Genomic DNA, 24,782 nt, shown 5'->3' with positions numbered 1-24,782 from the left:
TGAGCAGCCTCTTTCTTAATTCTTTATCCTCCACTACAAAAAATGTATATATTTCAATAGCTATTTTCTTTCTCTGAGGAATCGATACTACATCTTTCTATATGAAAATTTACTCCTCATAAGAATCCTTCCTCCAAACAAGGAGTTATATTTAACCATCTTTTATTACGTTCGACTCTTTCTTTATGATAATAGGAAACTGTCAAAGGAACTCTATAATTATACTTTTTTAAGATTGAATATACTCTCTTTATATCAGTCTGTTCTGTTACAAGTTCAATGGTGTTGGGAAAAGATATAATCAGATTCTGTTACTTCCCATTTTCAGAAAAATTCTCTGGAAAAAGTTTTATCCCTTTTATTTGGCTTCTGTAAATACTTGATAAGCTTCTTCCTCCTCCCCAATTGAACGATGTAGGATATCTTGTTTTTCATTCTTACATGCTTCGTCCAATACACCAACATAAACTTCCAATTCTACAAAATTAATTGCTTAAAGTTTCTCAATTTATTCAATAAGATCCCCTCCCTAACTATTTTGTGTCAAGCATCTAATTCTACTTCTTTTCTATTATCTCCATAGATTTTTATAATATAGGGAGCATGGTTAAAGAGTTTCTGAATGTCTTCATGTTGGAAAAAGATTTGTATAGATCTTTTTAACTCTTTGGCAGTTTCGATGTTTTTCGCTCGATCTTCATCTGTTGTGAAGGCTAATTCTGTAAATATATCGAATTTCAATTGCTCATCTTCATATGTTGGATACACATCATATACTTTATATTTTTCCTCCTTAAATATATAGGCTTCCAAAAGAGCTGGAGCAATATCCCACATTGCTTTTTCGATTTTTACAACGTCTGCACTAACCTTTCCAATTGAGAAATTCCATTCACTATCAAATTTTTTCATAATATTTTTGATTTCTTCCTTTATCATTGCTTCTTCTTCTTTTGGAATAGATTCAGATAAAAGGATTTCCGTTGATTCGCCAGATGAATAGGTTTGTTTATAATGATAGGTATTTGATGCAAGTAATTCGAATATTTCTTGTTCCATTTCCATCTGTTTATTCTCTGCCTTTTGTTCATCTGTTTGTTCTAGTTCTACTTCATTCAATTGGTTCATCTCTTCATACTTTATTTCGTAATCTAGGTCCCTATCCTTTAAATAAGATTCGATGAACATTGTTACCTCTTCTTTCTTTTCTAAACTCTCTGCTGTGCTAAATTGGACATATAAAATATTAGTTTCCCTTTCTGGATTGGTATAAATATCGGTATAGCCTTTTTGTTGAATCTCCCTTTCTAGCTGTAACACTCCTCCCTCCTTATAAATTTTATAAATATCCGGTCCGAGACTGACTCTCGTCTTTCCTAACGTTTTTTGATTAATGGATCCATTAGCAAGTAAAATAAATATCATAAGGATTAGGAATAGTGTCTTTCGCTTACCATTAATGCTTGATTCTATGTATTGGTTTTTCTCTTCAAAACGGAAAGAATCCAGTAAGTTTTTATTCACGAGTTTTATATCTTCTTTTATAACTGCTTCCACTTGTTCAATCGGTATTAACTTGCCATTATTTGTCCATACAAGTATGGCATCATAAATAATTACTTTCACTTTTCTCTCAGAGATATGTAGATTTCGCGCTATTTTTTTATAAGAAAAACCGTAGTAATACTTTAGTAAAAAAGCAACTCGGGCATTTACCTCAAGCAAACCTAATCGATTTAAGAGAGTACTAAAATCTAAGAATTTCTCATAAAATTGATTAGTGCGATTGTATTTAATATATTCCTTGATTATTGGTTTTGCCCATAAACGCTCAAAATGGTGAAAGGACCACTTACCCTTCACTTGATCTACCGCTCTATTTAACAATTGTTCTGCTAGTGCTCTATTTCCAGTTAATAAAAATGCTAGAAGATACCATTCATTTATATAGGCTTGTATATATTTCTTCCATTGTCTATGGCGTCTATTCAGGGTATGTTCCACCTTTCGTCATTCTCCATATATTACCTATATTTTAAAGGAAGATAGAATGCTTGTCATTAACAACTGTTTGAAAATTCAACTTACTTGGATTTGTTATTGAGATATGTAAAGGCATCTAAACTTAAGCACCAAAAAACTGCCTTTATTTTACAAAGCAGTTTTTTGCGTAAAACTTAGGATAATTCCAACATTCTATCCAATGCTATTTTTGCGTTAGACGCTATAGGCTCTTCGACAATAATTCGATTCCTTTCAAAATTGTCTTCAATTGATTCTAAGCACCATACGAAATGAGGCAAATCAATCCGATTCATTGTTAAACAAGCACACATATATGGATTAAGGGAAATAATTTCTTTATCCGGGTGCTCTTTCATAATCCGATTAACTAAGTTCATTTCCGTACCAATAGCAAAAGCACTTCCAGGTTCTGCATTTTCGATTACATCAATAATATAATTGGTTGAACCAGCTAAGTCAGCTGCCGCGACAACTTCTCTGCTGCACTCTGGATGGACAATAATTTTCATGTAAGGATATTGTTTTCTAACTTGCTCGACATTGTTTACGGTAAAATTTTCATGCACAGAACAATGACCTTTCCAGAGTATTACTTTAATATCTTCTATCACGCCTTCATAAACAAGTTCATTTTTGGCCGGATCCCAAATGGCCATCTGTTCTAAAGGAACCCCTAAATTATAGGCAGTATTTCTTCCAAGATGCTGATCTGGTAAAAATAGTAATCTTTCCTTTTTTGTAAAGGCCCAGGATACCATTTTTTCAGCATTAGAAGAGGTTACGGTTGCTCCCCCATTTTCTCCGACAAAGGCTTTAATGGCTGCTGTTGAATTTACATAGGTTAGTGGTATGATCGTGTCTCCGAATAATTCCTGCAGCTTGGTCCATGCTCGATTAGTCTGATAAATATCGGCCATATCCGCCATCGAGCAGCCCGCCCGCATATCTGGCAAGTAGACTTTCTGCTTCACTGTAGTAAGGATATCAGCTGTTTCTGCCATGAAATGAACCCCACAAAAGACAATAAACTCTGCTTCTGTATTTTCAGCCGCAACTTGCGCTAGCTTTAAGCTATCCCCTGTAGCATCGGAAAATTGAATGACTTCATCCTTTTGATAATGATGACCCGGAATAAATAGTTTTTTGCCTAATCGATTCTTTACACAAACAGCTCTCTCTTCTAATTCCGCGTTTGTCATGGCTAAGTATTTCTTTGGTATTGTATTCGATGCTTGCAGCCCCTCTAAAAGATTCATTTTCCTCTCCCCTTTTTATCTTTAATCAAAGCTTACTTTCACACTAATATCTAACGCTTTCACCGAATGGGTTAAAAATCCTAATGAAATATAATCCACTCCACTCTCTCGATAGGAAGCAAGATTTTCTAACGTAATTCCTCCAGATGCTTCTGTTGTGACAGTTTCTGGTACATGAGTAATCCACTCCACGATTTCTTCAGGCTTTCGATTGTCAAACATAATCACATCAGCGCCAGCAGCTAAAGCTTCAAACATTTGTTCCTTTGTTTCCGTTTCAACTTCTACCTTCACCATATGGCCAATTGACTGTTTAACCGCTTTTACAGCATTAGCGATCGAACCGGCAAAGGCAATATGATTATCTTTAATCAACACCGCATCATACAATCCAAAGCGGTGATTATGTCCTCCGCCAACTGTTACTGCATATTTTTCTAACATTCTTAATCCTGGGGTCGTTTTTCTTGTATCACTTATTTTTGTATAGCCACTATTTAATGTTTCTACTGCTTCACGTGTTTTTGTGGTGATACCACTCATTCTTTGGACAAGATTTAAAATAACTCGCTCTCCTTTTAATAAATCACGAATCTTTCCTTTTACTGTCGCCAATTTTTGACCTGCTTCCATTCGGTCGCCATCATGGATAAGCATTCTGACTTCTGTGGCAGGATTTAAAACCTGGAATCCTGCCTGAATAATCTCTTCCCCGCAAAAAACTCCATTATCTTTCGCTAAAAATACGATTTCTCCTTGCTGCTCTTGTGGAAAAATCGCATCTGTTGTCACATCACGTTCACCGATATCTTCTATAAAAAATGCTTCCAGTAGTTTCTGCAATTTTAATTGGTTCATTTTGATTCTCCTTTGTTTGTTCTCGATTCATGCAGACCTTTTTCTTCATCCATTCATTCTTTTCCATAGGATAATCAGAACGAAAGTGGCCCCCTCTGCTTTCTTTTCTTTCCAACGCAGATTTTGTAATTAGAAAAGCAGTTAAAAGCATAAAGTACTTTTCTATCTCCTCGACTGACTTATTTTCTAAAGAGATCTGTTCCAGATTGGTCATTCCGAAACCTTCAAGCCATTCAAGATGCATCTGTAAGTGGATTCCATTACGGACAATGCCTGCATACTCCATCATTCGATTCTGAATCTCTCCTCTTTCTGGCAAAATCGGAAAGAAATTTGCCTTCTTTTCTTCGGTTTTGCATTGAAACATTTTCGCTTTTATTTTTGTTTTTTTTTGAAGGAGTGTCGCAAGGCTTTTCCCCATATATAAACCCTCTAAGAGAGAATTGCTGGCTAAACGGTTCGCTCCATGAAAACCTGTGCAAGCTGCCTCACCAATTGCATAAAGATTATTGATATTTGTTCTTCCATGCAGGTCTGTATCAATTCCTCCCATTAAAAAATGACTCCCTGGCGCAACCGGAAGCAACCCTTTCTGCAAATCAATGCCCGCTTCTCGACACATATTTGCAATCGTAGGAAATCTTTCTTGGAAATTTGCAATCATTGAAATATCTAAATAAACTGGTTCCCCACTTGATAAATACTGATAAATTGTTTGGGAGACGATATGCCGTGGCGCTAAGTCTTTATATGGATGGACATGTTCCATCACGTACTCACCAGAAGCTGTAACTAATCTTGCTCCATCTCCTCTGACAGCTTCTGAAATCAGTCCAATCGTTTTTCCGTTGACATAAAGCAGGGTAGGATGAAATTGTATAAACTCCATATCGCTAATATTTGCCCCAGCTAAATAAGCAAGCGCAATTCCATCTCCCATAATGGTGGAAGCACTACTCGCATAGGTGTAAAGATTTCCACAGCCTCCTGTTGCAATAACAGTATGAGCGCTATAAAATTCTGTTCGCGTGCCATCTGCTAAAATCCCTTTTGCGCCAAAGCATTGTTTAGTATTAGTATTTACCATTAATTCATAGACAAAAACATTTTCAATGATTTTAATATTATTAGTCTTCGTTTTCACTAAATACTGCATCAGTTGTTTTCCCGTAGTATCGCCGCCACTGTGAACTATTCTGTTTTCCGAATGAGCACCCTCCATTCCTAATGCAAGATTTCCTGCCATATCCTCATCAAATGCGCATCCACCCTGCCGTAAATCATTTATTAAGAAGGGTGCTGCATTTGTAATTTCCGCTACTACTTCAGGATTATTGTGAAAGCGTCCAGCTTCTAAAGTATCAAGTGCGTGCTTTCTATAATCATCTGAATCTCCCATGCTTGCAGCAATTCCACCTTGAGCTAAATAAGAATTGCTGATTTCGATATTAGATTTTGTGAGAATAATCACATTAAAGTCAGTTGAAAGCTTTTTAGCTAGCTGCAAGCTAGCGATTCCACTACCGATAATCAATACATCTATGGCCATTTTTCACCATCCTATTTCACAAGTGTCTTGACACCTATATTTACATAGATTTAAAATTATGGCAAGGGTTTTTTTGGAAAGACTTTTAGCTTTGAATCTGAATCCTGTAAACTACTGATCTTTTTGGAGGAATTTTTGATGAAATATTTTGACTATGCAGCAACTACTTCTTTAGATCCCGATGCTGCCTCTACTTATGTCGAGGTTGCTTGTAAATACTTTGGGAATTCGAATAGTCTTCATGATATGGGAGATACAGCTAGTAGAATCGTAGAGAATTGCCGTGATGAATGGGGAAGATTAATAAACGTAGATAAAAATGGCATATACTTCACAAGCGGCGGTACAGAAAGTAATTTTCTTATTTTGCACAGCTTACTAATGGGAACAAAAAAGGAAGGAAAACACCTGATTACATCAACAGCAGAGCATGCTTCTATACATAGTGCGATGCATGTCTTAGCTGACAAAGGCTATGAAATTACATATTTGCCATTATCAAAAACTGGCTTAATCGATACTCGGTTACTAGAAGAAACAATTCGTCCTGATACCGTGCTTGTTTCTATCCAACATGTAAATTCTGAGATTGGTGCGATCCAGTCTATAAAAGAAATCAGCACGATTTGTAAAAGATACCACATCCTTTTTCATAGTGATATGGTGCAAAGTTTTGGAAAAATAGAGGTTAAAGAAGTAACCCCCTATGTCGATGCATTATCCCTCTCAAGCCATAAATTTTATGGACCAAAAGGCGTCGGTATTGCCTATATTAATCCGAATGTTCCTTGGATTCCAATAGTATTAAATGGCAGCCACGAAAATGGCTTTCGCTCTGGCACAGTTAACACAGCTGGGATTGCAAGTATGACTGTCGCTGCCCAAAAGGCATGTTCTACAATTTCGAAAAACGAAACGAAGCTTTCTAAGTTCCGAAAATTATTTACGAAGATGATTCCGAAAGAATCCGTTACTATTTTTGAATGCACGGATCAATATCCAGGAATTATCGGATTACGAGCTAAAGGGATAGAAGGTCAATGGCTAATGCTTGAATGCAATCGTCGTGGATTTGCCATTTCAACTGGGAGTGCGTGCCAGGTCGGAAAACAAGCCCCTTCCAAAACAATGGAGGCATTTGGATTAGCAGTTCAAGAGGCAAAAGAGTTTGTTCGGATATCGATGGGCAAAGACACCAAGGAAGATGATGTAAGGGATTTGGCCAATACGATTAAACAACTTGCAATAAAACGTTCAATTCCTAAGTAACCTTTTAATGGAAAGCCATACCCCTGATATGTTAGGCTTTCCATTGCTTAACGAAATTATTTCTTCATAATTAAGAAAGAATCTTTATCATGATATAGTCAGATTGTTCTTCATTGCCCATATAAAAAGAGTGAGCACCAGTCTGAACAAAACCAAACTTTTGATAGAATCTAATGGCTTTTTTATTTTTTTCCCATACACCAAGCCAGATTTTCTTTTTGGATTCCTTCTTAGCAATATCAATAGCTTTATTCATTAGAACTTGTCCAAGACCATGTTTTTGAAATTTCCTTTTTATATAGATTCTTTCTATTTCTAGTGAGTCTTCTCCCATTTGTTCAGATTGTGCATCCATCCTATTTATCTTTAAATATCCAGCTAGTTCTTTATTTAAATAGACAAAATAGAATTGCGAAGAGAGATTGGACAATTCCTTTTTCAGTTGCTCTAAGTTAAAAGCTTTTTCCAAATAATCCTTCATATTTTCTGGTGAATTTTGATTTCTGAAAGTCTCATCAAAAGTTTCCAAGCTAATATCTTGCAGTTTATGTATATCAGCGATTGTACATTTTTCAATATAAGTCTCCATAGAATACCTGCTCTCCTTCCGTCTTAATAATTGCGCTTATTGCCTTTTTTTACATACTCCCAGTCTTTTTCTATATTTTTTCTTACTCTTAGAAGGAGGTTGAACAAGATATCCACCTCCTCCTTAGACAATCCAGCTAATGCTATTTCATTTGAATAATCATTTTCGCTTTTGATATATGGATACACTTTTTCCCCTTTTTCTGTTGGAAATAGTTTTTTTATTTTCTTGTTATGTGGATCATCTTCTTTTGTAATGAATCCATTAATCTCCAATTTTTTAATTGCTCTTGCTGCCGTTGTTCGATCTACTTTAATCATTTCAGCTAACTTCTCTTGAATGATACCGGGATTTTCAAAAATTCTTACAAGGTATAAATATTGCCCCCTTGTAAGATTATATTCTTTAAATTCGATATTACTAATTGAATCTAGCGCTCTTCCAATCATTCCAATCTCTCGAAGAATTTCTTTCACCTTTCCAACCCTCAATCCTTTTTGTTGTATTTACAATAAAAATAATTAAGTTTATTTTAATCCTTTTTTGCTGTATTTGCAATAAAATAATTAAGAATTAATTACTTTTTATGCACTTTATATAAAGATGCTTATGCAAAAAATCAGTTGGCTCTATAGAGTCAACTGATTTTTAGACTTTAGACAAATTTTTGTATTTTAGAAATAGAATGATAAATTAGCATAGTTATCATTCTCCTTGAATGGTGGAATATTGCTTGCAGCGGGCCTAGTCCATAAATTAAACACTCTCAAGGAATACATGCAATATCAATTCTGCTTTCAAATATATTTTTGTTGAAAACTTTCCTTTATTCATTAATAGTTAAAAAGTAGATTCTGGATGATTAGGTTTCTCCTCAAATACATTATTATTAAGATATTTATGAAAAAACCACTCTCCTATTCCTATTACTACAGCTGATAGAATTGCTGCAACACTCAGGTTATTATCATCTGCAAACATGGATTTACCCATTAAATAAATGATAAGAACCGTCAATATTGCATCTGAAACTGTCGCTATTATGTTACGCTTTACAAATGCTGCATCATCGCCGATTTTTCTAAAGATGAACAAATCACCAATAATGTAAGCAGCAATCGTCAGAACAATGCTGATCCAAAGCGTATTGCCAAATTCCCCATCAAAGATTCCAGTAAGAATAATCCCTAATACTAAGAGGATCATTATTAGCTTAATAACAACCGCCTTCAAATGATTCATCTACATCCCTCCGTGATTTTTATACCTAATAAATACCACGGAAATTTTATGTTAATCCTCTAAGAAAAGAATTTATTATGGTAAATTCTAGAACAGTCTATTAACTTTATCCTATTTATCGCTTCTTTAACATTTTTTTTTCTTACATAAAAATGGCGCAACTATGAAATATTAATATAATATCAAAAAAATAAAATTGTATTTGATATATGCACTTGTTGGAGGAGTTTTTATGAAGAAAATCAGTCATGATGTAGAACTAACCACAGCTGAAATAGCGAACCTTTGGACTCAATACATAAATGATTCTTTATCCATATGTATTCTTACCCATTCAATTGAAAAGGCAAAAGACAAAGACATTAAAGAAGTACTTAACTTTTCCCTTAGTCTTGCTGAATCCCATATTACTAAAATTACTGATTTCTTTACTCAAGAGAACTTTCCCATTCCCAAAGGTTTTTCAGTGGAGGAAGATGTTAATTTAAATGCTCCTTCTATCTTTACTGACGCTTTTATTATAGCGTATTTACATGTTATGACCTTACTAGGATTAACTGGATATGCAGGTGCCGTTTCTACATCATCAAGAGATGACCAGTTAGATTACTTTATTCAATGCAACAAGGAAACGATGGAGTTACATAAACGAATCGTTTCCATCATGTTAAATAAAGGATTCTATAGTAAAACCGCTAGAATTAATACACCAGAGCAAGTCAAATTTGTCGATGACCAGAGTTATTTAGCTGGATGGTTTGGGAAAAAACGACCATTAAATACGATTGAAATAAGTGGTATGAGTTTTAACATGAAAAAAGACATAGTAAAAACCGTTTTAGAATTAGGATTTGCTCAAGTTTGCCAAATAAAAGAAATTCAAAAATATTTTGAAAGAGGTAAAAAAATTTGTTTGAACTACTTCACTACTTTTAATACTATCCTTACAAAGGAAGACTTATCTTCTCCGAAAACATGGGTGTCGGAAGTAACAAATTCCACCGTTCCCCCTTTTTCTGATAAATTAATGTTATACCATATTGTTACATTGGTTTCTTCTGCAGTTGGCTATTATGGTGCTGGCTTATCTGTTTCTCAAAGGAGAGATATCGCCGCAGAATATACGAAATTCATGGCTGAAGTGGGTTTATACGCCGAAGATGGATGTGAATTATTAATAAAGTATGGATGGCTAGAGCAACCTCCGTTAGCTGATAACAGACAGACTTTAGCAATAATAAAGAATAATTCTTACTGCTAGATTTACTAGTTAGGAAAAAAATATATGGAGCATAGTCTCACAGGCTTTGCTCTATTTTTAAGATCCATTTGAAGATTGCTCTTTATTTCATTTCCTCTTTAATACTTTGAGTCAAGCATTTACTAATATTATCTATTTACATAGATATATCTTTCATCAATGTTTACTTACTCCTTTTCAAATCCTGTTTTTCTATTAATTGTAGAAATTTATTCTTCGTTTCTGGATGATAAGTAATAATTTCACCATTATATATAACTGTAAATACGCCGAAGGGTGTTGGAGACTGATGTTGTACCATTTCATTATCGTTCATTTCAAGTACTGTTACATTTAAGCCGTGCTCATCTGCTGCAGCTTGTAAATTATCAACAGCATCCTGCGTGAACGGACATTGGTTTGATTTGAACACCGTAATCCCATTATCATATTCGTTTGCTAGTTGCGGCCAATCAATAAAGCTAGGTTTCCGATCATTTTGAAAAGCATAAGCCATTAATTCAAAATCCCCTTTTTTATCCACTTGATTGAAGCCTTTTTTTTCAAAGATAGTTTTGTCTGGTAACCAGCTTTTCTTACTAGTGACTATTGTAATACCATCTAAATGTAATTCTCTCGCATCCGTTATACATTCCTCTAAGAGCTTGCTACCATAGCCCTTTCCTTTGCTCTTGCCAACGATCCAGAAGCAATGAATCACCATATATTTCTTGGCATTTATCGCTCGCCAAGTAAATTCACCGGGAATATATTCAATAAACCCTCTTTGTCGACCGTCTTCTAGAAGGATTTTTACTTTTAACCCATCTTTAAACCGTTCCTTCAGCCATGCTAGTTTATTTTGATACCCTTTTGATTTTGGTTTGCTTCTCATACAAAAAAATCCGTATTCATCCACGTTTTCAGCATTTACATTCAAGATTTCAAACATCGTCTCTCCTCCGTATCTTTTAAATGGAATGTTCATCAACTATAGACATTCTCCTACAGATTGCTTAATGCTTCTTATAATCCATTTTTCTTCCCTAATACTTTCCCCATAATCATAAAAGGAGCCTCAGTCTTATTCAGTATGAATGCATTCTTAATAACAGTCCATCCTAAGCCAGTGTATAAACTTTGTGCCGCTGTATTCGTTACTTGTGTCGTTAATACAGCTGTTTTATTGTCTACACCAAGCAACAAAGCTCTCATTAATTTACTTCCAAATCCTCTTTTTCGATGCAAGGGATGAATAACTAATTCAACTACTTCAAAGCAATCTTTCAACCAAAAATCGTATTCTTCCTGACTGAGCTCATTAGAAAGCAGTGTATGATAGTATTGTTCTGGTAAAGATATATATCCATATACAAACCCTATTAGTCTCCCTTCTGCTGAAATTATCCTATTCCCCCTAAATCCTTTATACTTAATGTGTCTTACTAAAGGTTCCTTAATAGATTTATTCCATACACTTTTATACAGCTCTTCCATTTGTTCTATTATGATGTCATCTTTCTCTATTGATAACACCCGAACCACTTTGTCGCACCTCCCTCCTTGCTATAGTTTCATTTTCAGCCCTTCATGTGTTGCTTGAAAGCCTAATCGTTCATAAAAACGCAAGGCATCTGGTCTTTGTTTGTCAGTCGTAAGCTGAATTAAATGACAGCCTCTTTCTTTGGCACGCTCGATTGCCCAGTTAATTAGTTGAGTACCTACCCCTTTTCCTCTTACAGAAGAGGCAGTTCTTACCCCTTCAATAGTCGCTCGCCATCCTCCTTGATGGGTAATATATGGAGTAAATGTAATTTGTTGAACCCCAACTACTTCATTTCCAAAACATGCTACCACTAATTCATTATTGGGATCTTCTGCAATAGCTTGAAACGCTTGCAGATAACTGGCAGGTAGTGGCTGTTCATAACGCTCTCGCTTACTGCCTAAAACATCATCAGCAAGCATAGCTACAATCTGATCTAAATCTTGTAATACTGCTAACCTAAACTCTAATGACTCCGTCACTTTATTTCCCCCTTTAGTAAAAAACTATTTCGATAGTTCTCAATTGTTTATCCAGTCGTTTGAAAAGCTAATAGACCTAACGACTATAATATAAAGGACAGTAATTTACTTTTCAGCTCCTATTTTAGATTAAAGCCACTCTGCAAACCAAGCCACATAGTATGCTGCTGGTAAAAAGATTATTTGTGCTACTATGGTACCGATAAATTTAGAACTAACCATTGTTAATGAGTAACTTTTCAAATAGATGTAGTCCGTTTGTTTTTTCATGACGCGATCGGCTAACACAGACGCCTTTGGATCAATAAATAAGGTCAGAATGATGGTGGCAATCCCGTTTATTACCCCTGAGGACATTAAAGCTGCCTGAGAAACTTTTGCAGGAACTAACATGGAAGCATATATGGAGGATATGACACCCGTCGTAAATATAGCTGAAATAATGACATTTAATACAAATAAACGCTTTGGAACTGTGTTTAAGGTAATTCCTCTAAAATAGGAAATTCTCGGTAATTTGAGACATTTTACAAGCTTTTTCCAATTGTTTTTCTTGAATAATTTAGAAAAAAGAGCTAGCATGGACCCTCTTTCATTTGCTAATTGAACAATGGCTCGTGAAAAAATATTAATAAATGTTGGAAACAACAGGATTCCAAATAATACTCCCAATGATGTTACTCCTATCAAAATTCGATATTGCGCCGCAATAAAAGTTAATTTGTCTGCCCCTTTGGGAACTTCTGCTATCAATTTTGCTGTTAATGGCTGTTGAAACATAGTGGAAAATCGCGAAACAATAACCATTGTGCTAAATAACGATATAGCAGTAGCAATTAACCTTACTCTCGTACCAGATATTCTTGTTAAATAGGCCAATGTTTCTACCATTGTAATCACTAATAGTAAAATAGAAATAATGATGACCTTTGACGTTATTAATTCCATAAAAACTCCTTTAATTTTTATTCTAGCTACATTATAACTCTTTTTCTGAAATTAACTAGAAATATTTACTAAAGTTGATTTTACATTAAGTAGATGTTGTTATTGCAATAAAAGGACACCAATAGAAGTGTCCTTTTCTTTATATGTATTTATTTTAAAGGCTATTTTGCTGTAACTTTACGATATACAATATAATTCGCAGTGTTCAAAATAATTGTTACAGAAAGTAGAACTGCAGTCGCAACCACTACCCCACCTGCTGTGTCCATCATTGCACTCCAATCCTCCATTTTTACAAGATAATAGCTATAGATAATCTGAAAAGAGATAGAAATCGCACAAGCACTCATGCTAAGAAAACAAATCATTAGCCCATTTCTCTGAACTTTCTCTTTATTTCCCATTAAGTTTGTAGCCGGCAATATCCAAGCAATTAAACCAAGCACCAGGCTCCCAATATTCAGTAACCCCATTATATTTTAGTGCCTCCTTATTATATACTTTTCACATTTAAAGCTCTAGAAGTATATTCCTTTATTCAGTGTAGAGATAACTCTTTATCCTAAAACTAAATTACTTCCTTATTTGATATCATTTTTTAACCATTTAAACCATCTTCCATGTCCGTCTGTTTCTGCAATGGTATTTTCACTCTTCTTACCGGCCATATAATAATCTAAGTGTAAGTATCTATCTTGAATATTATTATAAAGATGAAATACTTCTCTGTGCTTCCCGATTTCTTCCACGCTTTGTAACAGAAGCTCCTTCCCTTCTCTTGGTATTTGATTCGCTACATGGGTATGAAAGATGCAAATGGCACTGCCCTCTGGAATAGTTTCGGCATAATGTGGCAGCAAGCTTACTCCATCACCGCTCACTACGTTCAAAGCACCTTCTCTTCTGTAATCTGCCGCTTTTTCAAATAAGAATAATCTCTCTCTATGTTCTGGCCATATCAATGCTTTTAGCCATAATTCTTCGTCTTTGTCATGTAAATCTATCGTATGTAAATCAAAACCAATCCTTGCCGTAACAGGAGGAGAAGTTTTCAAAAAGAATGGCATATTTTCTCCTATTACAGTCGCAGTAATTGGCAGTTCTGACTCTGAATTTCCATACCATTCTTTACCGTATGAATAGGCATACTTATCCCACTGAAGCTGAAATCCTGCACTAGTGCCTATTTCGATTAACGCTAGCGGTTTCTTTGCTAGATTATATATCATACAAAAAGCAGGATAAAGGTAAGAACATCTTCTTACCTCATTCGTTTGGACTAACTTCGTTTGGAGAATCCATTTAATCTCCTTTTGATATTTGAGGCAGAAATCTTTAAAAATAGGAAACGAAGCCTTAGCTGTTTTGGGATTCTCTGTGATACTAGGGTAATAATCTTTTAGCGAGTGATTGGTCCCCTTTAACAGTAGGTAGTGAACTGCACCAAATAATAGATTTGGGACAGGCTGCCCCTCTCTAGCACATTTAGCAATATTAAGAAGCGTTTTATCCATTGCAATTTGTTTTGACAAAAGTTCGTAAATGAAGCTTGATCCCTTACATTCCTTTTCTGCAAAGGTTAAAAATGTTTGAGTCAGCATTTCATTAGTTTGCATTCTCCTAATCATCCCCTCATATGAATTGTACTCTCCCCTGTTTAATGCTGTATGTGCTTAAATGCTTAAAAATTTTCTCTACTTATTATATGTAGTTTGGCTGATTTCCACCTTGCTTTGGCTGATAAATTCGGTGTTTGGCTGATTTCCCTCTTACTTTGGCTGATAATTTCGGCGTTTGGCTGATTTCCTTCATACTTTGGCTGATAATTTCGGCGTTTGGCTGATTTCCCTCTTACTTTGGCTGATAATTTCCTAGTTTGGCTGATTTCCCTCTTACTTTGGCTGATAATTTCCCAGTTTGGCTGATTCTCCTCTTACTTTGGCTGATAATTTCCTAGTTTGGCTAATTTCCCTCTTATTTTGGCTGATAATTTCCTAGTTTGGCTGATTCCCCTCTTACTTTGGGTGATAAATTCCTAGTTTGGCTGATTCTCCTCTTACTTTGGCTGATAATTTCCTAGTTTGGCTGATTCTCCTCTTATTTTGGCTGATAAATCCAGTTTGGCTGATTTCCCTCTTACTTTGGCTGATAATTTCCTAGTTTGGCTGATTTCCCTCTTATTTTGGCTGATAATTTCCCAGTTTGGCTGATTTCCCTCTTACTTTGGCTGATAATTTCCTAGTTTGGCTGATTTCCCTCTTATTTTGGCTGATAATTTCCTAGTTTGGCTGATTTCCCTCTTATTTTGGCTGATAAATTCGTTATTCAGCTAATTCCCTTCATATTTTGACTGATATTATATACTTCTCTATTTAATTGAGAGCCTATTAATTTATTCAACATAACTCCCCATTATAATTTCAACTCCAAATATCTAGGCTTCTCATATTAAATAGAAATAAAGAATAGTAGACTGCTTATCGCCACCAATTAAAAAGATTTATTGATATTCAACTTCTTTATTACTCGTATTGCTCGTTCCCCAAAGAGATGAATAATTAAATTAAACTTAACACTTAGACAAAAATAAATACTTATTCCCACAACCATGCAAACTATCACTATAATACATGCATCTAACTTAGCTTGAGTTGATAAAAATAAAGTTAATAGCATATAGGTAATTAGTGTTCCAATAAACACAACGAGTGAAAAGAATCCGATTTGCAGCACTCTTCTGATTACTAACCTTAAAGAATAGCCAGCAAACTTTTTTACTGCATAAAAATTAATAATAATTGCCACTAAATATCCTATACTTGTTGCTATTACTGCCCCACTTGTTGCAAAAATTTTTATAAGTGGTATGTTCAGACATAATTTCACAATCAAACCTACCAACAAACTTATAATAGTATATTTTTGCTTATTTATTCCTTGAAGGACCGCTGCTGTAATAGAGAAAAGGGAAAAGAGAATAGCTACCGGAGCATATATTCTTAATATGTCCGTACCAAGTTCTTTATGATGATAAAATAAGGTATAGACCGGTTCGGCAAGCAGCGAAAGACCTACAACAGCAGGTAATGTAAAGAATAGAACAATTTGAATTGTTTGATTCACTTGTTGAACTAAACTTACATGATCTTTTTCTGTATATGCTTTCGTAATGGCAGGCACTAACGTTAATGAAAAAGCAGTTGCTAAAGAGACTGGAATAATGACAAGTTTATGAGTATTTAAAGTCAAAACACCAAATGCAGTTACTACTTGATCTTTTAAGCCAATAGATTCCATTGCACCTTTGAAAGTAAGTTCATCAATAAACTGGAATAATGGATTTGCAAGACCTACAAAAATAAAAGGGATCGCATATACGATAATCTCTTTGTATATTTCCTTAAGGGAAACATCAATAGCTCCTTTATTTTCTAAAAGAAGCTTATTAAGATGGGGTTTTCTTTTGGACCAATACCATAATAAGACTACTAAACTTCCAACTGCCCCTATAAATGCCGCAAAGGTTGCTACACTGACAGCAGTAACTAAACTTCCTTTTAAGAGATTTAATATAATATAGGCACCAGAAAGCATAAAAATAACTCGCACAATCTGCTCAACTACTTGAGAAACTGCCGAAGGTCCCATTGATTGATGCCCTTGAAAAAAACCTCTAATCAAACTCATAAATGGAACAATCAGTAATCCAAAGCTAACCGCACGAATAACAGTTGTCCCATCTTGAACACTTACATCGGCGTTATCTGGAATGCTAGCTGCTGCTAAAATGGGCGCAAAGAAATATAAAATAACAAATGCGACAATTCCAGTACAACTCATCATAATAAGCCCAGATTTAAATAATTTTCTCCCTACTGCATACTCCTCTAGAGAATTATATTTAGAAACAAACTTTGCCACTGCTAATGGCAAGCCAGCAGTGGCTATACTTATAAAAATAGAATAAGGGATATAAGCCATTGAGTATAAAGCATTTCCTTTTTCCCCTACTATATGATAAAAAGGAATAACATAGAGCATGCCAAGAACTTTTGAGATAATTGTTCCTAGCGTTAAAAGAAATGTTCCTCTTAGAAGTTTTGATGTTTCCATTAAATCCATCCTTTAATTATCTTTTCAAATAAATAAACCATTAAAATTAAATTTAAGTGGCATTAACCCCACTATAATTCTTATTTTTCTGAAATTCCATTTGCCAACAACAAAAAATATGTCCAAATGGTTATTGGAATCATCAAAATAATATTAGATAGAATACTAAAAATTTTTATGCTTTTATTATTAGATTGTATACCTATAATAAGTGAAACAAGTAGACCTAAGTCAATTAATAAATATAAGGATATTGGTATCCACAGAGTTAAATTAGACCCCCTTACAAAAAGAAAAACTGCAATTGAGGCTAAGAATAAGAATAATGTTAAAATAAGGGATATAAATTCTTTCTTATTTTTTTGTGACAAGTTTTCCCCTCCTTTATTAATAGATTATAAAGTACTCATTGAAAAAAGACCAATATATGGTAATAAAATATGATGCAAATTAAATAAGATATAGAGCGTTTAAAAAGTGATGGAATTAATCGCCCCTAGAAGGATTCCTCTTGGTGCTGCAATAACTATGAAGTAAAAATGGCTAAAAGATTGAGCTTAATAAATGTTTCGTTTTTTTTATCCTATCATATTACCTGCAGGATATAATTTTTCGATTGTCTTACGAAAACTGTTTATTACTTCTCTCCCAGATGCTAAAATATGGTAACAACTATGTAGTGCTTTCAACAAATATCCGGCATGATGCTGAGTTTATAAAATTAGCAGATTAATAAGTACATCTTCTATATCCTCATACATAACATGAGATTAACTTATTGCATTTGAAGGGAGTATATATGAATAAATGGGCTAGAAAACTATTAAATACCTCTAGGGGAAAATTCGAAATTTTTATTAAAGGGCAAGGTGAACCTCTTTGTATAACCCATCACTATGCAGAATTTAATGAGACAGGAGATTATTTTGCAGAATCCTTTGTCGATACGCATGAAGTATTTCTTGTTAATCTCAGAGAAGCAGGTAGCTCCGATAAGGCTACTCAACCGTATGAACTAGGGTTACTAGAGTCTATCTTCGACTTAGAAGCAATACGGGAAGCATTAGGATTTAAAAAATGGAACTTGGCAGGACATTCCACTGGGGGTATTCTAGGAGTTATTTATGGGATATATTGCTCTAACAGTTTGAGAAAACTTGTTTTAGTAGGAGCTGCTGCAAGAGAATCCTGACTGTATATACAATGATAAACATCCATCCTTTAAGAAAATGCAAGATTTGATGGAAAAGATAAAACAATCTGATTTATCAATTACAGAAAAGATGAGAATTACGAAAGAACGAACAAAGTTATCCTTATATACTCCTGAAAACTATGGAGAGTATTTTTCCCTTCCCATTCAAAAGAAAATATCCTCGATTAGACTGAACTATTTTAGCCGGGAAGTGCAACTTTTTGATGTTACTAGGAAGCTTAAGCTGATTTCAACTCCAACATTAATCATATGTGGAAAATTCGATGTTCAGTGCCCTCTTTCCTATTCGCTTGAAATGAATGAGTGCATTCCTCATTCGAAATTATTGATATTTAATCAAAGCAATCATTATCCGTTTCTAGAAGAAGCTTCACGATTTAAGGATGAAATAGATGCATTTATGGGGGGAATTTCATGCAATTAAAGAAGATAGATATTGATATGATCGCTCGCTCGTTGCTTACTTCTCTGATCTCCGCTATTTGCGTTAGTACGATTTACCTTATTAGTTCTTCTTATTTTAGTTTGTTGGGAATACTAATATTTAGTTTTATTTTCTTTTGCTTTTATTTGGTTATCGCGTCGCCGCTGCAAATTTTGCTAAATCAAAGACCAAAGAAATTTAGTATTCTCTACCTCGCGATCTATAATATTTTTTCTGGGGTTGTCACATGGATTGTTGCCATGGTTTTTTGATATGAAAGATCCTTTCCATTCTTCCATCTTTTATTTTCTATTTATTTTGTGTGCATCTCTTTTTTGGATAGTTGATTCTCTGTTACTTCAGAAAAAAGCGGAATAAATATTGAAATCTGGTGTAAGAAATAAGGAGGAAACCGATGAAAAACTCATTACAAATAATAGCAGAAGCTTCTTATTCATTAAATTTTTTGGTTTATGTTCAAAATATCTTTCTCAACCAAAATAAAAATAAGGATAATTGGAAATTCCCCTATCTCCTAACAACTTGTGAGTTTCGAAAGGATTTTTTATTACAGTATCGCGGCTTATGGACTAAGATAACGAAAAGTATTTCTGAGAATAGAGATATTGACCAGGATATTTTCTATAATGAAAAACACTTATTTTATCATGAATTGTGTGATGTTACTGTCGATAATCTAACTGCTTTTAATCAAATATATGATTCCTTTTTCACTTGGTGGACAAGTCTAGCAGGTGGATTTTCCATTGAAAGGGCTATGGGCGAAACAATAGAGCATATCTATCATGATGTTTCAACTAAACTATTAGAAGAAAAAATCATCCCCAAAAAACCATTACATATTAACTTTATTTATGATAATTCTATAATAGAAGATTTAACCGCTTTTTCCTATTTCGCTGTATTATCAATAAATGATTGTATACTTCATTATAAAGAGGCCGTTGCTCGAATTAAGATTTGTGTAGATTAATTAGCTTCTATAATGGATTCAAAGTTATTTTTCATTTATAGAAGCCTTAACTTAATAACAAACTACCTACTTCTTCCCAGTCCTTCACTCTCGTTATTCGTTCGTGCTTACACATTTGATTGTATGGCTTATCAAGTAGCAATACATCTATTCCACTATTTGCAATAGAGAATGCATGGGCAGGGTTGTCTTCAATAAATAGAGTGACATTATGAATTAAAGCACATTCAGGCTTACCATTTATATATTCTGAAGCGCATACTATATCATCTATGGGCAACTTATTTTTAACAACCCAAAGTTCCGCTGAATTCATCCAAGCTTTTGACCTGCCCGTCATGATTGATAGTTTTGAAGTTTTGCTTAGTTCACTAAGTACATCAATTAAAAATGGATATGGTTTAGCTGAATGCAGTTCCTTTTGATTGTTTGTAAAAAAATCTACAAATGCTTCAAAGGAATATCCATATAAATCCGAAACTCCGTACTCTACCATTTCTTCGTAATCCAAATTTTTGTTATGTATTTTATTTAAAAGTTTTACAATCGATTTTCTCATATCAACAAGTGTATCATCAAAATCTATTCCAATATGGTTCATATAGCCCCTCGCTTTTTATGTCTTTCTCTTAAAATATTTTTTAGAACACCTAGTATATATTGCTTTATTTTTAGCACTAAACCCCCAAAAAACGCGGAACTTTTACTCTTTCTCTATATAGTTCTTGGACCATTTTCTGTTTTTTTAATTTCTCTTCCTTGTCTCGCTTCATCCCTTTTATAACTTATACGCTTCTCGACTTAAAATATCATTCCATTTAGCGTGGTTCTATTCTTTCATTAACTTTTCTATAATGAAAGGCAATTCTCCTAAATCATCTACAATTAAATCTGCTTCGGCATTTCTCCAATGCAAATCCTTCTTCCAAATCCCTTTCATCCCTACTTTTTTCGCAGCAAGCACATCATTTTCTGGATGGTCTCCTACAAATATAGCTTCGTTTGCCTGCACATTCAGTATGTTTAAAGCTTTATTAAATATCCTAGGATCCGGCTTTTTTATCCCTTCCCATTCGGAAACCAAAATGACATCAAAATATTTTTCTATCTGCAAAGACTTCAAATTATCCATTTGAAATTGTCCAAAGCCATTGGTTATCATTCCTAAAAGAAGATTCTGGCTCTTTAATCCCTCCAACATCTTCTTAAGATTGGGAAAAGGCATGCAGTGATTTTTAAATTGGCTAAGATAATCTTGTAAGAGCTCTTCCCATGTTATCTCCTTAACCTCAAATTCAGCTGCTAATTGTTGATATACCTTATCCTTCCAAACATAGCCGCGTTGATCCAATTCAATAAATCTCTTTATATATGTATCTTTGGGAATATGGCCAAGCTCTATATTTAATCTATCATATTGACAATCCACAAACATTTCTATTGATGCATCTCTATTTAATAAGGTACCATCTAAATCAAATATAATCGCTTTAATCATGGTTAATTGTCGATCCCCCTCCCTAATGTTAAAATTTTTTCTCTGTACTAAATTCATTTTTTTAAACGATTCTCCTTTTCAATTACATTATTTGTTAAAATAAAGAAAGTGAAGAGATTGGAGGAAGACAACATGCTTAAAAGAAAAGTAGTATCAGCTATTCTGACTTTATTTTTATCCACTTTTGTATTTACTGTTTTTCTTCCATTAGACCTATTTTTTACTGAACCGGTTAATCAAGATATTGATTTAAAAGAAAATCTTATAAGCTATACTCTCTTTTTCAGCTTAGGTTTACTTCTATATGGCCTTCCGATCTCCATCTTAATAGAGAAAATAACAAGCAAACTTCCTCAAGGCAGGCTCGCATTTAGCTTTATATTATATGTTTTCTTTGGTTTTCTACCTTTCTTTTTTCTTTGGATTTTCACTATTTACTCCTTAAGTATATCTATTATGTTCTTGCTTATGGATGAATTAATAAGACGATTTAGAGAAGAAAAAAATCGTATCATAAACAATGTTTATTAGTTATCGATAAATCCTTTAAAAGGAGGAGCAAACACTTGAAGAAAAAAGCGCTTATTTTCTTTACAACCGTGACTTGGTTAATGATACTATGCCCTTTTGCTCTATTAGGATATATCAACTATCAAAAATATCAAGAAGAGGAAATACTTGAAATTGATACTTCCATGACAAAAGCAAGCTATCACTTTACCACGTTTGTGACTTTTAGAGATGAACCGAACCAAAAATATGAATATATACGTATTGATAAAGAAATTAGACAAGCTTCCCCCAATCCTAATGAAGAGGAGGAACATTTATATAAACACCTTGATTTTAACAAATATAATTAGTTAAAATACAAATTTTCCCATCTCTTTCACTGTTTTGCTGGAGAATGTTTTGTATTAGAGTAAAAGGGATTAGTTCGATATGTAACTTCCATTATTGATAATGTTCGTTGTATTTTCCTTCTTCATAAATTTCTCTTGCGCCAAGAGCTGTCCATTCTTGGGGTGTTAAATCTGGATGTAAATCTAAATAGGATCTCATCATTTGATAACCCACATTGTAACCATAATTATAAGGCAATCCATTCCCGCCCGATATTATTTCTGCTGCCCTGTAGGGATCTTCTTGGAATAAATCTGGTTCAATTTGATTCCAATCATCCTTATTAAAATTGTAATTAACAGTAGTTAGAGAAATATCTGGATATACAAGCTTTTCAAATATTACTGCTTTCCCTTCAAGAATTAAGTTATCCAATACGGTATGAGAGTGAGAATTATTAAAGTACATTTCCGTCCACACACTATGATGATATTCGTGAGCAATTCCTGCTTTAAGAGTTTCCTCATTAAAAAGTTCATTGTATAATACACTGATTTTTCCTGCTCCCTCTGTAAACATTAAAGTTGTACTCTTAGTTGCCTCTGTAGGATAAATACATATATTCGTTTTTTGATTTGATGGTATATAATTAGAAGATTTTATTAAACTTTCCTCAATGGCTGAATTTATAGCCTTCACATCCATTGTTTGAATGATATTATTAACTTCTTCTCTATTTTCTGGTGCTTTAACAGTCTCTGTGAAATACTCTGCATCCTGATAACATGCCTCATAAATAGGATTAATTACTTCCTCTTCAAACACCTGACTTTCTGACATATTTACATCCTCTTTTATTCTTTTTTCGAAGTTCTCATATAGTTTATATACGTGAATTATATGGTACGATTGACCAGTTTCAGGATGTTGAAATGAGTATGTAAGTCCTTCTTTTACCTTTTTTTCTTGTTCTACTATCTCATTTTGTTGACATGACGATAATAAGAAAATAGTAAACATCAAATAATATTTAATTCCCCGCAAAGTTACACCTTGCCTCCCATAGATTTTTCATAATTTATACGTTCTAAGCACGTAAAAGTTCCCGAACATTCTAATAATTCTTCATAGAAAAGGAGAAGAAAATAGAAAGGACTACCGAGAAGAGAAATAGAAGATAATTTTTTAAACCCTCCTCTACTTATTTTGATAGAATATACTACTAAGCAGTTAGATACTTATATAGGAGTAAAACTATTTGTCCAAAGAAAAAACGAATTCAAGACCAGTTGGCTTTCTTTTGAGAGGCTCATTGTATTCCTTGAATATTAATTTAATGTTTGACATATTATCAGGTAAGGGCGGTGTTACAATGAATTCAAATGATATATGCCCACCGGAAGCTCCACCATGATCGTTTCGACAGTCGTAATCAATATGAGTGCCATCGATGGAAAGTTCTATAAATATAAAATGGTGCATATCTCCAGGCTTCTCTTCGGAGACGTCCTTATCAATATTCAAGTGAACTACACTGGCATTTTCATATTGACGAATGAATGGTACTGAATAGAAAACGTTATTATCTTCATACGATTTTAAAACTGGTTTATTTTTCAGAAATCCTTTAGGTACTTCTATTGGTTTATACATATCCTCTCTTGGTAAGTGGCTAAAAACATCATTTAAAAAATCCCCATTCAAATTATATTTTTTAGACCACATAGCAATATGCTGCGAAGTTGGATCTCCAGGATCACTTGATATTATTTTTCTTTGACTTATTAATTCACATATTTTTTCATCAATTGACTCCACACGTTTATCATAATAGTTACCATACGATTCAAGTGTCATTTTGTACTCTCCTATACTCACGTTTTTATTTCCAATATAACACATTATAGGAAATATTTTAAATTGAATAACAGATCACTTATAGTGTCAATTTTATTAGTCTTTCATTCTTTTTTATTTTTTTGTTAGCAAAAAGCAACCGAATTTATATAACCCAAAGATGGGAGAATAGAATAAGAATAATTTGTCCTAGAAATTATAAGAGAGAACTATAGAATCACCTAAAATTCTGCAGCAATTCTATTAAGTTCAGCAGGTTTCTTTATAACAGTCAATGGCCACAATTTACAATCTCCATTAATCTAACATGTGGAATAAAACCTAGAAGCAGCTGCTTTATTTTAATTGGTGTTAATAATTATCTAAATAATTTCAAATACCCTTTTAAAAGGGTTCTTATAATAGGAGACACAGTTATTGATTGTTTTACAACGTGATTCTTTTTCTGTAAATAGTTTTTAATTTGTTTTCTTCTATTAGGAACCATATTTAATGGTAAATGATGTATATTTACCCATGCAACTTTTTCTGTTTCTGGTCCTTCTTCTATTGGATTTCCTCCTTTCACTTCCCCCAAGAATAAATACTGCATATCATTGAATTGCGGTTGGAAATATTCCCCGATTTTCCGTTTAATTTGAATAATGTATCCAGTTTCTTCTTCTGTTTCTCGAATGGCACAGTCTTCTAATGTTTCGTCCTTTTCCCATCTACCTCCAGGCAAATCCCAAATTGGAACATCCTTCCGTTTCGTCAATAAGACTTGTCCCTTGTCATTTATTACTATCGTAAAGCAACCTGATGTTTTTGCCATTTTCATACCCTCTCAACCT

Annotated in this window: 26 protein-coding genes and 1 pseudogene; 7 read left to right on the top strand and 20 right to left on the bottom strand. The window is 33.9% G+C overall.

What is annotated here, in order from left to right; genetic code table 11:
- Window positions 1–543 precede the first annotated feature (543 nt).
- The 4 genes from MHH96_RS16700 to nadB all read right to left on the bottom strand — a co-directional run bounded on the left by MHH96_RS16700 (window position 544) and on the right by nadB (window position 5,688).
- Window positions 544–2,004, bottom strand: a complete 1,461-nt coding sequence (locus MHH96_RS16700) for a sigma factor-like helix-turn-helix DNA-binding protein (protein ID WP_144545857.1) — start codon at window positions 2,002–2,004, stop codon at window positions 544–546.
- A 173-nt stretch (window positions 2,005–2,177) separates the two neighbouring features.
- Window positions 2,178–3,281: a quinolinate synthase NadA gene (gene nadA / locus MHH96_RS16695; protein WP_047944744.1), complete on the bottom strand. Its 1,104-nt coding sequence runs from the start codon at window positions 3,279–3,281 to the stop codon at window positions 2,178–2,180.
- Between the two features lie 21 nt (window positions 3,282–3,302).
- Window positions 3,303–4,139, bottom strand: coding sequence for a carboxylating nicotinate-nucleotide diphosphorylase (nadC, locus tag MHH96_RS16690; RefSeq protein WP_047944743.1), 837 nt, complete (start codon window positions 4,137–4,139; stop codon window positions 3,303–3,305).
- Window positions 4,081–5,688, bottom strand: coding sequence for an L-aspartate oxidase (gene nadB / locus MHH96_RS16685; protein ID WP_047944742.1), 1,608 nt, complete (start codon window positions 5,686–5,688; stop codon window positions 4,081–4,083). Before nadB ends, nadC begins: the two co-directional genes overlap by 59 nt.
- A gap of 138 nt (window positions 5,689–5,826) precedes the next feature.
- Here nadB and MHH96_RS16680 point away from each other — a divergent pair, with 138 nt between their 5' ends.
- Complete coding sequence (locus MHH96_RS16680) at window positions 5,827–6,957, top strand: IscS subfamily cysteine desulfurase (RefSeq protein WP_047944740.1); 1,131 nt, start codon at window positions 5,827–5,829, stop codon at window positions 6,955–6,957.
- 70 nt (window positions 6,958–7,027) lie between these two features.
- On the opposite strand, the gene MHH96_RS16675 is transcribed toward MHH96_RS16680, so the two are convergent.
- From MHH96_RS16675 to MHH96_RS16665, 3 genes are all read right to left on the bottom strand, one after another.
- Window positions 7,028–7,546: a GNAT family N-acetyltransferase gene (locus tag MHH96_RS16675; RefSeq protein ID WP_047944738.1), complete on the bottom strand. Its 519-nt coding sequence runs from the start codon at window positions 7,544–7,546 to the stop codon at window positions 7,028–7,030.
- A gap of 23 nt (window positions 7,547–7,569) precedes the next feature.
- On the bottom strand, window positions 7,570–8,022 hold the full coding sequence (locus MHH96_RS16670; protein ID WP_047944736.1) for a MarR family winged helix-turn-helix transcriptional regulator: 453 nt from the start codon (window positions 8,020–8,022) through the stop codon (window positions 7,570–7,572).
- 364 nt (window positions 8,023–8,386) lie between these two features.
- Window positions 8,387–8,788 carry a DUF2512 family protein gene (locus MHH96_RS16665; protein WP_047944734.1) on the bottom strand — a complete coding sequence of 134 codons (402 nt, stop codon included), beginning with the start codon at window positions 8,786–8,788 and terminating at the stop codon, window positions 8,387–8,389.
- Window positions 8,789–9,020: 232 nt separating this feature from the next.
- Here MHH96_RS16665 and MHH96_RS16660 point away from each other — a divergent pair, with 232 nt between their 5' ends.
- Window positions 9,021–10,049, top strand: a complete 1,029-nt coding sequence (locus MHH96_RS16660; protein WP_047944732.1) for a DUF3231 family protein — start codon at window positions 9,021–9,023, stop codon at window positions 10,047–10,049.
- Between the two features lie 163 nt (window positions 10,050–10,212).
- Here MHH96_RS16660 and MHH96_RS16655 read toward each other — a convergent pair whose 3' ends face one another.
- The 8 genes from MHH96_RS16655 to MHH96_RS16620 all read right to left on the bottom strand — a co-directional run bounded on the left by MHH96_RS16655 (window position 10,213) and on the right by MHH96_RS16620 (window position 17,488).
- The gene (locus MHH96_RS16655; protein ID WP_047944759.1) at window positions 10,213–10,980 is read right to left on the bottom strand and encodes a GNAT family N-acetyltransferase; all 768 of its coding nucleotides are present in this window, start codon (window positions 10,978–10,980) and stop codon (window positions 10,213–10,215) included.
- Between the two features lie 74 nt (window positions 10,981–11,054).
- Window positions 11,055–11,573, bottom strand: a complete 519-nt coding sequence (locus MHH96_RS16650; protein ID WP_053215811.1) for a GNAT family N-acetyltransferase — start codon at window positions 11,571–11,573, stop codon at window positions 11,055–11,057.
- Between the two features lie 21 nt (window positions 11,574–11,594).
- Window positions 11,595–12,056, bottom strand: a complete 462-nt coding sequence (locus MHH96_RS16645; RefSeq protein ID WP_047944731.1) for a GNAT family N-acetyltransferase — start codon at window positions 12,054–12,056, stop codon at window positions 11,595–11,597.
- Between the two features lie 129 nt (window positions 12,057–12,185).
- Entirely contained in the window at window positions 12,186–13,004 is an 819-nt protein-coding gene (locus MHH96_RS16640) for a lipid II flippase family protein (protein WP_341117703.1), read from the bottom strand.
- Window positions 13,005–13,165: 161 nt separating this feature from the next.
- Window positions 13,166–13,477: a hypothetical protein gene (locus MHH96_RS16635; protein ID WP_321198315.1), complete on the bottom strand. Its 312-nt coding sequence runs from the start codon at window positions 13,475–13,477 to the stop codon at window positions 13,166–13,168.
- A 108-nt stretch (window positions 13,478–13,585) separates the two neighbouring features.
- Window positions 13,586–14,620 carry a DUF2332 domain-containing protein gene (locus MHH96_RS16630; protein ID WP_144545859.1) on the bottom strand — a complete coding sequence of 345 codons (1,035 nt, stop codon included), beginning with the start codon at window positions 14,618–14,620 and terminating at the stop codon, window positions 13,586–13,588.
- A gap of 874 nt (window positions 14,621–15,494) precedes the next feature.
- Entirely contained in the window at window positions 15,495–17,117 is a 1,623-nt protein-coding gene (locus MHH96_RS16625; RefSeq protein WP_047944932.1) for a putative polysaccharide biosynthesis protein, read from the bottom strand.
- Between the two features lie 80 nt (window positions 17,118–17,197).
- Window positions 17,198–17,488, bottom strand: a complete 291-nt coding sequence (locus MHH96_RS16620) for a hypothetical protein (protein ID WP_047944934.1) — start codon at window positions 17,486–17,488, stop codon at window positions 17,198–17,200.
- 428 nt (window positions 17,489–17,916) lie between these two features.
- Between MHH96_RS16620 and MHH96_RS16615 the strand changes: the two are divergent.
- From MHH96_RS16615 to MHH96_RS16610, 3 genes and pseudogenes are all read left to right on the top strand, one after another.
- A pseudogene (locus MHH96_RS16615) lies at window positions 17,917–18,757 on the top strand (alpha/beta fold hydrolase).
- Window positions 18,748–19,029 (top strand): UPF0715 family protein, encoded by a 282-nt coding sequence (locus MHH96_RS25670; protein ID WP_144545861.1) that lies wholly within the window; start codon window positions 18,748–18,750, stop codon window positions 19,027–19,029. The pseudogene MHH96_RS16615 and the gene MHH96_RS25670 overlap by 10 nt, the downstream one beginning before the upstream one ends.
- A 143-nt stretch (window positions 19,030–19,172) precedes the next feature.
- On the top strand, window positions 19,173–19,751 hold the full coding sequence (locus tag MHH96_RS16610; RefSeq protein WP_061800431.1) for a hypothetical protein: 579 nt from the start codon (window positions 19,173–19,175) through the stop codon (window positions 19,749–19,751).
- Window positions 19,752–19,797: 46 nt separating this feature from the next.
- Here MHH96_RS16610 and MHH96_RS16605 read toward each other — a convergent pair whose 3' ends face one another.
- The gene (locus MHH96_RS16605; RefSeq protein ID WP_047944939.1) at window positions 19,798–20,352 is read right to left on the bottom strand and encodes a 5' nucleotidase, NT5C type; all 555 of its coding nucleotides are present in this window, start codon (window positions 20,350–20,352) and stop codon (window positions 19,798–19,800) included.
- Between the two features lie 228 nt (window positions 20,353–20,580).
- Window positions 20,581–21,249: an HAD family hydrolase gene (locus tag MHH96_RS16600; RefSeq protein WP_144545940.1), complete on the bottom strand. Its 669-nt coding sequence runs from the start codon at window positions 21,247–21,249 to the stop codon at window positions 20,581–20,583.
- 132 nt (window positions 21,250–21,381) lie between these two features.
- On the opposite strand from MHH96_RS16600, the gene MHH96_RS16595 reads away from it, so the two are divergent.
- Both MHH96_RS16595 and MHH96_RS16590 read left to right on the top strand, forming a co-directional pair.
- Window positions 21,382–21,780: a hypothetical protein gene (locus tag MHH96_RS16595; protein ID WP_144545863.1), complete on the top strand. Its 399-nt coding sequence runs from the start codon at window positions 21,382–21,384 to the stop codon at window positions 21,778–21,780.
- A 35-nt stretch (window positions 21,781–21,815) separates the two neighbouring features.
- A complete protein-coding gene (locus MHH96_RS16590) occupies window positions 21,816–22,112 on the top strand; it encodes a DUF3139 domain-containing protein (RefSeq protein WP_144545865.1) in 297 nt (98 codons plus the stop codon).
- 91 nt (window positions 22,113–22,203) lie between these two features.
- Here MHH96_RS16590 and MHH96_RS16585 read toward each other — a convergent pair whose 3' ends face one another.
- From MHH96_RS16585 to MHH96_RS16575, 3 genes are all read right to left on the bottom strand, one after another.
- Window positions 22,204–22,932, bottom strand: coding sequence for a DUF2268 domain-containing putative Zn-dependent protease (locus MHH96_RS16585; RefSeq protein WP_341117700.1), 729 nt, complete (start codon window positions 22,930–22,932; stop codon window positions 22,204–22,206).
- A gap of 414 nt (window positions 22,933–23,346) precedes the next feature.
- Window positions 23,347–23,949 carry a hypothetical protein gene (locus MHH96_RS16580; RefSeq protein ID WP_144545869.1) on the bottom strand — a complete coding sequence of 201 codons (603 nt, stop codon included), beginning with the start codon at window positions 23,947–23,949 and terminating at the stop codon, window positions 23,347–23,349.
- Window positions 23,950–24,307: 358 nt separating this feature from the next.
- Window positions 24,308–24,763 (bottom strand): NUDIX hydrolase, encoded by a 456-nt coding sequence (locus MHH96_RS16575; RefSeq protein ID WP_321198316.1) that lies wholly within the window; start codon window positions 24,761–24,763, stop codon window positions 24,308–24,310.
- Window positions 24,764–24,782: the final 19 nt, after the last annotated feature.

Origin of the sequence: Niallia sp. FSL K6-0212, assembly GCF_038007605.1 — a bacterium.
Taxonomy (GTDB): Bacteria; Bacillota; Bacilli; order Bacillales; family Cytobacillaceae; genus Niallia; species Niallia circulans.
Note: the sequence above shows the minus strand (reverse complement) of the source record. Positions and strands in the feature narration are given on the sequence as shown.

Bases quoted from the DNA above. Each gene is read 5' to 3' on its own strand.
- MHH96_RS16680 (WP_047944740.1), top strand. From the start codon at position 5,827: ATGAAATATTTTGACTATGCAGCAACTACTTCTTTAGATCCCGATGCT.
- MHH96_RS16640 (WP_341117703.1), bottom strand. From the start codon at position 13,004: ATGGAATTAATAACGTCAAAGGTCATCATTATTTCTATTTTACTATTA.
- MHH96_RS16665 (WP_047944734.1), bottom strand. From the start codon at position 8,788: ATGAATCATTTGAAGGCGGTTGTTATTAAGCTAATAATGATCCTCTTA.
- nadC (WP_047944743.1), bottom strand. From the start codon at position 4,139: ATGAACCAATTAAAATTGCAGAAACTACTGGAAGCATTTTTTATAGAA.
- MHH96_RS16675 (WP_047944738.1), bottom strand. From the start codon at position 7,546: ATGGAGACTTATATTGAAAAATGTACAATCGCTGATATACATAAACTG.
- MHH96_RS16635 (WP_321198315.1), bottom strand. From the start codon at position 13,477: ATGGGGTTACTGAATATTGGGAGCCTGGTGCTTGGTTTAATTGCTTGG.
- MHH96_RS16630 (WP_144545859.1), bottom strand. From the start codon at position 14,620: ATGCAAACTAATGAAATGCTGACTCAAACATTTTTAACCTTTGCAGAA.
- MHH96_RS16595 (WP_144545863.1), top strand. From the start codon at position 21,382: ATGCTTAAAAGAAAAGTAGTATCAGCTATTCTGACTTTATTTTTATCC.
- MHH96_RS16655 (WP_047944759.1), bottom strand. From the start codon at position 10,980: ATGTTTGAAATCTTGAATGTAAATGCTGAAAACGTGGATGAATACGGA.
- MHH96_RS16610 (WP_061800431.1), top strand. From the start codon at position 19,173: ATGAAAAACTCATTACAAATAATAGCAGAAGCTTCTTATTCATTAAAT.
- nadA (WP_047944744.1), bottom strand. From the start codon at position 3,281: ATGAATCTTTTAGAGGGGCTGCAAGCATCGAATACAATACCAAAGAAA.
- MHH96_RS16600 (WP_144545940.1), bottom strand. From the start codon at position 21,249: ATGATTAAAGCGATTATATTTGATTTAGATGGTACCTTATTAAATAGA.
- MHH96_RS16580 (WP_144545869.1), bottom strand. From the start codon at position 23,949: ATGACACTTGAATCGTATGGTAACTATTATGATAAACGTGTGGAGTCA.
- MHH96_RS16625 (WP_047944932.1), bottom strand. From the start codon at position 17,117: ATGGAAACATCAAAACTTCTAAGAGGAACATTTCTTTTAACGCTAGGA.
- MHH96_RS16575 (WP_321198316.1), bottom strand. From the start codon at position 24,763: ATGGCAAAAACATCAGGTTGCTTTACGATAGTAATAAATGACAAGGGA.
- MHH96_RS16605 (WP_047944939.1), bottom strand. From the start codon at position 20,352: ATGAACCATATTGGAATAGATTTTGATGATACACTTGTTGATATGAGA.
- MHH96_RS25670 (WP_144545861.1), top strand. From the start codon at position 18,748: ATGCAATTAAAGAAGATAGATATTGATATGATCGCTCGCTCGTTGCTT.
- MHH96_RS16660 (WP_047944732.1), top strand. From the start codon at position 9,021: ATGAAGAAAATCAGTCATGATGTAGAACTAACCACAGCTGAAATAGCG.
- MHH96_RS16585 (WP_341117700.1), bottom strand. From the start codon at position 22,932: ATGTCAGAAAGTCAGGTGTTTGAAGAGGAAGTAATTAATCCTATTTAT.
- nadB (WP_047944742.1), bottom strand. From the start codon at position 5,688: ATGGCCATAGATGTATTGATTATCGGTAGTGGAATCGCTAGCTTGCAG.